Source organism: Arthrobacter sp. TB 26 (assembly GCF_000427315.1).
In the GTDB taxonomy this organism is placed as follows: domain Bacteria; phylum Actinomycetota; class Actinomycetes; order Actinomycetales; family Micrococcaceae; genus Arthrobacter.
Map to the genome: position 1 here is coordinate 1 of NZ_AUPJ01000265.1, position 7238 is coordinate 7238.

Below are 7238 nucleotides of genomic sequence, written 5' to 3' on the forward strand. Positions count from 1 at the left end.
GGGGGTGGGAAATCTGGTGTTACAACTGTGGTGTTATTCAGTTGGTTTGGTTCCTCGAACAACGGGTTTGTTGTTTGGGAACCACATAGTGGACGCAAGCAGTCTTGTTTCTTCGTACCACCCCTGGGTGCGAACCCCTTTTGAATGGGTTCGCGGGGTGGTGTGTGGTGTAAGTTATCGGCCTATTAGTACCGGTCAGCTTCACGAGTCGTTAGTCCTCGCTTCCACATCCGGCCTATCAACCCAGTGGTCTGGCTGGGGGCCTCTCACACACAAGGTGTATGGAAATCTCATCTCGAAGCGAGCTTCCCGCTTAGATGCTTTCAGCGGTTATCCCATCCGAACGTAGCTAATCAGCGGTGCACTTGGCAGTACAACTGACACACCAGAGGTTCGTCCGTCCCGGTCCTCTCGTACTAAGGACAGCCCTTCTCAAATTTCCTGCGCGCGCAGCGGATAGGGACCGAACTGTCTCACGACGTTCTAAACCCAGCTCGCGTACCGCTTTAATGGGCGAACAGCCCAACCCTTGGGACCTACTCCAGCCCCAGGATGCGACGAGCCGACATCGAGGTGCCAAACCATGCCGTCGATATGGACTCTTGGGCAAGATCAGCCTGTTATCCCCGAGGTACCTTTTATCCGTTGAGCGACGGCCATTCCACAATGTACCGCCGGATCACTAGTCCCGACTTTCGTCCCTGCTCGAGATGTCTCTCTCACAGTCAAGCTCCCTTGTGCACTTACACTCGACACCTGATTGCCAACCAGGCTGAGGGAACCTTTGGGCGCCTCCGTTACTTTTTAGGAGGCAACCGCCCCAGTTAAACTACCCATCAGGCACTGTCCCTGACCCGGATTACGGGCCGAAGTTAGATGTCCAAAGTGACCAGAGTGGTATTTCAACGATGACTCCACCCGAACTGGCGTCCGGGCTTCAACGTCTCCCACCTATCCTACACAAGCCACTCCGAACACCAATACCAAACTATAGTAAAGGTCTCGGGGTCTTTCCGTCCTGCTGCGCGTAACGAGCATCTTTACTCGTACTGCAATTTCGCCGAGTTTATGGTTGAGACAGCGGGGAAGTCGTTACTCCATTCGTGCAGGTCGGAACTTACCCGACAAGGAATTTCGCTACCTTAGGATGGTTATAGTTACCACCGCCGTTTACTGGGGCTTGAATTCTCAGCTTCGCCTTGCGGCTAACCGGTCCTCTTAACCTTCCAGCACCGGGCAGGAGTCAGTCCGTATACATCGTCTTGCGACTTCGCACGGACCTGTGTTTTTAGTAAACAGTCGCTTCCCCCTGGTCTCTGCGGCCCCTGCACGCTCCGGACAGCAAGTGTCCATCACGATGGGGGCCCCCCTTCTCCCGAAGTTACGGGGGCATTTTGCCGAGTTCCTTAACCATAATTCTCTCGATCGCCTTAGTATTCTCTACCTGATCACCTGTGTCGGTTTGGGGTACGGGCGGCTAAAACCTCGCGTCGATGCTTTTCTAGGCAGCATAGGATCACCGAATCCCCCCTTACGGGAGTCCCATCGGGTCTCAGGCATCATGAACGGCGGATTTGCCTACCGTTCGCCCTACATCCTTAGACCGGGACAACCATCGCCCGGCTCGGCTACCTTCCTGCGTCACACCTGTTAATACGCTTGCCTCCCAGGATCAGGTCCCGCGCTCCACCAAAACCCTTCACCCACAAGGGGTGTCAGGCAGGTATTGGGCGGTTAGTATCCCCTGTTCAGCATGGGCGGTTTTTCGCCGGTACGGGAATATCAACCCGTTGTCCATCGACTACGCCTGTCGGCCTCGCCTTAGGTCCCGACTTACCCAGGGCAGATTAGCTTGACCCTGGAACCCTTGATCATTCGGCGGACGGGTTTCTCACCCGTCTTTCGCTACTCATGCCTGCATTCTCACTCGTGTAGGCTCCACCGCTGGTTTACACCGCGACTTCACTGCCCACACGACGCTCCCCTACCACTCCAGACGCCTGAACCAACCCACAAGGGGCGGCTTAGCTAATATCTGAAATCCACAACTTCGGCGGTGTACTTGAGCCCCGCTACATTGTCGGCGCGGAATCACTTGACCAGTGAGCTATTACGCACTCTTTTAAGGATGGCTGCTTCTAAGCCAACCTCCTGGTTGTCTTCGCAACTCCACATCCTTTCCCACTTAGCACACGCTTAGGGGCCTTAGTTGGTGGTCTGGGCTGTTTCCCTCTCGACTATGAAGCTTATCCCCCACAGTCTCACTGCTGCGCTCTCACTTACCGGCATTCGGAGTTTGGCTGACGTCAGTAACCTTGTAGGGCCCATTAGCCATCCAGTAGCTCTACCTCCGGTAAGAAACACGCAACGCTGCACCTAAATGCATTTCGGGGAGAACCAGCTATCACGAAGTTTGATTGGCCTTTCACCCCTACCCACAGCTCATCCCCTCCATTTTCAACTGAAGTGGGTTCGGTCCTCCACGACGTCTTACCGTCGCTTCAACCTGGCCATGGGTAGATCACTTCGCTTCGGGTCTAGATCACGCCACTGCAACGCCCTATTCAGACTCGCTTTCGCTACGGCTTCCCCACACGGGTTAACCTCGCGACGTAACACTAACTCGCAGGCTCATTCTTCAAAAGGCACGCCGTCACCAGAATCAGACTGGCTCCGACGGATTGTAAGCACACGGTTTCAGGTACTGTTTCACTCCCCTCCCGGGGTACTTTTCACCTTTCCCTCACGGTACTGGTCCGCTATCGGTCATTAGGGAGTATTTAGGCTTATCAGGTGGTCCTGACAGATTCGCACGGGATTTCTCGGGCCCCGTGCTACTTGGGATACTCCCCGGGCGGTACACAACATTTCGGTTACGGGGCTCACACCCTCTCTGGCCGGCCTTTCAAGACCGTTCACCTATGCCTGCACTACACACCCCACTGTCCCGGCAGAGACAGAATGGGAAGTCCCACAACCCCGACCATGCAACGCCCGCCGGCTATCACACATGGAACGGTTTAGCCTGATCCGCGTTCGCTCGCCACTACTGACGGAATCACTATTGTTTTCTCTTCCTGCGGGTACTGAGATGTTTCACTTCCCCGCGTTCCCTCCACGCACCCTATGTGTTCAGATGCGGGTCACCAGGCAGCTCGCGCCCCTGGCGGGGTTTCCCCATTCGGACACCCTGGGATCACAGTCCGGTTATCGACTCCCCCAGGCTTATCGCAGATTCCTACGTCCTTCTTCGGCTCCTAATGCCAAGGCATCCACCGTGTGCTCTTAAAAACTTGACCACAAAAGATCAAAAAAACTAATTTTCGAGAGAACCACGAAAACCAACCCACACACCCAAAAGGCGCCCAGGTCAGATCCAGGTTCATATTCTTGGAAATTGCTTCTTATAAAAGATGCTCGCGTCCACTATGTAGTTCTCAAACAACAACCCCATACCACACACCCCACACACACAACAGTGCATGATCGGTGCAGCCAGGAAACCAGAAACACAAGTCCCACACCCCACCACCGGAGACTCCCCCGTAAGGGAACCCGGCCATGAGCCATGGTCCTGTTGCCTCAGGACCCAACAGTGTGCCAAACACTACCCAGCGAAACATTCCAGCCGCGTTCCAGGACCCGCCCGAAGGAAGATCCGTACTTGCTGCCGGCACATGCCGCCAGGCACCTATTTGTTGATATTCCACCCGTGAGCACCCGCCGCAGAACTAGCGTCTGCGCAACGGGCGTACTCCTGACAACCCCGCCACACCCACATACATGAGGCACGGTGATTGTAGGCGCTCCTTAGAAAGGAGGTGATCCAGCCGCACCTTCCGGTACGGCTACCTTGTTACGACTTAGTCCCAATCGCCAGTCCCACCTTCGACAGCTCCCTCCCACAAGGGGTTAGGCCACCGGCTTCGGGTGTTACCAACTTTCGTGACTTGACGGGCGGTGTGTACAAGGCCCGGGAACGTATTCACCGCAGCGTTGCTGATCTGCGATTACTAGCGACTCCGACTTCATGGGGTCGAGTTGCAGACCCCAATCCGAACTGAGACCGGCTTTTTGGGATTAGCTCCACCTCACAGTATCGCAACCCTTTGTACCGGCCATTGTAGCATGCGTGAAGCCCAAGACATAAGGGGCATGATGATTTGACGTCGTCCCCACCTTCCTCCGAGTTGACCCCGGCAGTCTCCTATGAGTCCCCGCCATAACGCGCTGGCAACATAGAACGAGGGTTGCGCTCGTTGCGGGACTTAACCCAACATCTCACGACACGAGCTGACGACAACCATGCACCACCTGTAAACCGACCGCAAGCGGGGCACCTGTTTCCAGGTATTTCCGGTTCATGTCAAGCCTTGGTAAGGTTCTTCGCGTTGCATCGAATTAATCCGCATGCTCCGCCGCTTGTGCGGGCCCCCGTCAATTCCTTTGAGTTTTAGCCTTGCGGCCGTACTCCCCAGGCGGGGCACTTAATGCGTTAGCTACGGCGCGGAAAACGTGGAATGTCCCCCACACCTAGTGCCCAACGTTTACGGCATGGACTACCAGGGTATCTAATCCTGTTCGCTCCCCATGCTTTCGCTCCTCAGCGTCAGTTAATGCCCAGAGACCTGCCTTCGCCATCGGTGTTCCTCCTGATATCTGCGCATTTCACCGCTACACCAGGAATTCCAGTCTCCCCTACATCACTCTAGTCTGCCCGTACCCACCGCAGATCCGGAGTTGAGCCCCGGACTTTCACGGCAGACGCGACAAACCGCCTACGAGCTCTTTACGCCCAATAATTCCGGATAACGCTTGCGCCCTACGTATTACCGCGGCTGCTGGCACGTAGTTAGCCGGCGCTTCTTCTGCAGGTACCGTCACTTTCGCTTCTTCCCTACTGAAAGAGGTTTACAACCCGAAGGCCGTCATCCCTCACGCGGCGTCGCTGCATCAGGCTTTCGCCCATTGTGCAATATTCCCCACTGCTGCCTCCCGTAGGAGTCTGGGCCGTGTCTCAGTCCCAGTGTGGCCGGTCACCCTCTCAGGCCGGCTACCCGTCGTCGCCTTGGTGAGCCATTACCTCACCAACAAGCTGATAGGCCGCGAGTCCATCCAAAACCACAATAAAGCTTTCCACCCCCCACCATGCGATGAGGAGTCATATCCGGTATTAGACCCAGTTTCCCAGGCTTATCCCAGAGTTAAGGGCAGGTTACTCACGTGTTACTCACCCGTTCGCCACTAATCCCCCCACAAGTGAGGTTCATCGTTCGACTTGCATGTGTTAAGCACGCCGCCAGCGTTCATCCTGAGCCAGGATCAAACTCTCCGTTGAAGTAAAACAGACACAACCAACACCCCCGGGAAAACGGGACGTGCCGGCTGCACAAAATTTGAAACCAGCTGTAAAAACCAGACCACACCACGGGGTGGCGGATCCAGTCAATTCAACCAATTCAATACAATTTCAATACAATAAATTGGTATCAACAAACTTGGCACACTATTGAGTTCTCAAACAACAGACACATTCAAAATACTGACCGAAACAATTCAATGTAATTGAATTCTCTTGTTTCGCTTTTCCTTCGCTGCGATATTTCAAGCTTATTTCATTCATATCCACTTTGCAAATCCGGATTTTCATTCGAAATTCACTCAGTGGACTGAATGTCCCCAGCAAAATGTGAAGCAATTTTTCATTTCTGCGCTGCGTACTCCGGGGAGCCGAAAGAGCTAGAAGAATTGCTTCTCTATTTTTGTTGGGGTTGGTCGCCACTCTGCGGTGGCGACTAGAAAAACAATACACGCTCCGCCCCGACCTTGCAACTGGATCGTGGCGGAGCGTGCAGATGACGCGGGGTGTGGCGTTAGGAGGCGCTGACTTCCACGGTAGCCAGGTTTTTCTTGCCCCGGCGCAGCAGCAGGTAGCGGCCGTGCAGCAGCTGGCCGCGTTCGATCAGGGCGTCAGGATCGGACACTTTGGCGTTGTTGACGTAGGCCCCGCCCTCCCCCACGGTGCGGCGCGCGGCGGACTTGCTCTCCGAGAGTCCGGTTGCCACGAGCAGGTCGATGATGCCCAAGCCGGCCGCATCGACCGAGGCCGACGGAAGCTCGGACGTGGCCGCCTTGAGCGTCGCCTCGTCCAGGACAGTAAGGTCACCGTTCCCGAACAGGGCAGCGGAGGCGGCGATGACCTTTTCGGTGGCGTCCACCCCGTGCACGAGGGAGGTCACCTCGTAGGCAAGTTTGCGCTGTCCCTCGCGGGCGAACGGCCGCTCGGCAACCGCGCCCTCGAGGGCCTCGATCTCGGCCCGGCTGAGGAACGTGAAGACCTTAAGGCGCGCCGCAACATCACTGTCCGCCGTGTTGAGCCAGAACTGGTAGAAGGCATAGGGGCTGCACATCTCCGGATCCAGCCAAATGGCGTTGCCCTCGCTCTTGCCGAACTTCGTGCCGTCGGAGTTGGTGATGAGGGGCGTCCCCAGTGCGTGGACGTGCTTGCCCTCGACCTTGCGGATGAGGTCGGTGCCGCTGGTGAGGTTGCCCCACTGGTCCGACCCGCCGGTCTGCAGGACGCAGCCGTAGTCGCGGAAAAGCTGAAGGTAGTCCATACCCTGAAGGATCTGGTAGCTGAACTCCGTGTAGCTGATCCCCTCATCAGAATTCAGACGGTTGGCAACAATGTCTTTTTTGATCATGGTGCCGACACGGAAGTGTTTGCCGATCCCCCGCAGGAAGTCGATGGCGCTCAGCGGCGCGGTCCAGTCGAGGTTGTTGACCATCCGGGCCGCGTTGTCGCCCTCGAAGCTGAGGAAACGCTGGACCTGCGCCTGCAGTTTTCCGACCCATTCCGCGACGGTTTCGGGGGTGTTGAGCACACGTTCGGCGCTCTGGCGCGGATCTCCGATCAGGCCTGTGGAGCCGCCGACAAGGCCGAGGGGCTTGTGTCCGGCGAGCTGGATACGGCGCATCAGCAGCAGCTGGACCAGGTTGCCCAGGTGCAGGCTCGGTGCGGTGGGATCGAAGCCGCAGTAATACGTTGCGGGATCACCGGCGAGCAGCTTTTCCAGCTCCGCCTCATCCGTTGAGACGTGGACCAGGCCTCGCCATTTCAGCTCCTGCCAGACGTTGGCGAAGCTGGGGTCATTCTGCTGGGAACGGAGATCATTTAGCTGGGACACGGAATCTAAGTTAGCAGGATCAGGGCACCCTCAGCGCGTGTGACCGTCAGC

1 protein-coding gene and 2 rRNA genes are annotated in these 7238 nt (G+C 56.4%); all 3 read right to left on the reverse strand.

The window, feature by feature from the left end:
* Positions 1-164 precede the first annotated feature (164 nt).
* The 3 genes from K789_RS0109685 to tyrS all read right to left on the reverse strand — a co-directional run bounded on the left by K789_RS0109685 (position 165) and on the right by tyrS (position 7187).
* Positions 165-3299, reverse strand: a 23S ribosomal RNA gene (locus K789_RS0109685).
* 515 nt (positions 3300-3814) lie between these two features.
* A 16S ribosomal RNA gene (locus K789_RS0109690) occupies positions 3815-5338 on the reverse strand.
* The 16S and 23S rRNA genes sit together here, the layout of an rRNA operon.
* A 535-nt stretch (positions 5339-5873) precedes the next feature.
* A complete protein-coding gene (tyrS, locus tag K789_RS0109695; protein WP_024366580.1) occupies positions 5874-7187 on the reverse strand; it encodes a tyrosine--tRNA ligase in 1314 nt (437 codons plus the stop codon).
* Positions 7188-7238: the final 51 nt, after the last annotated feature.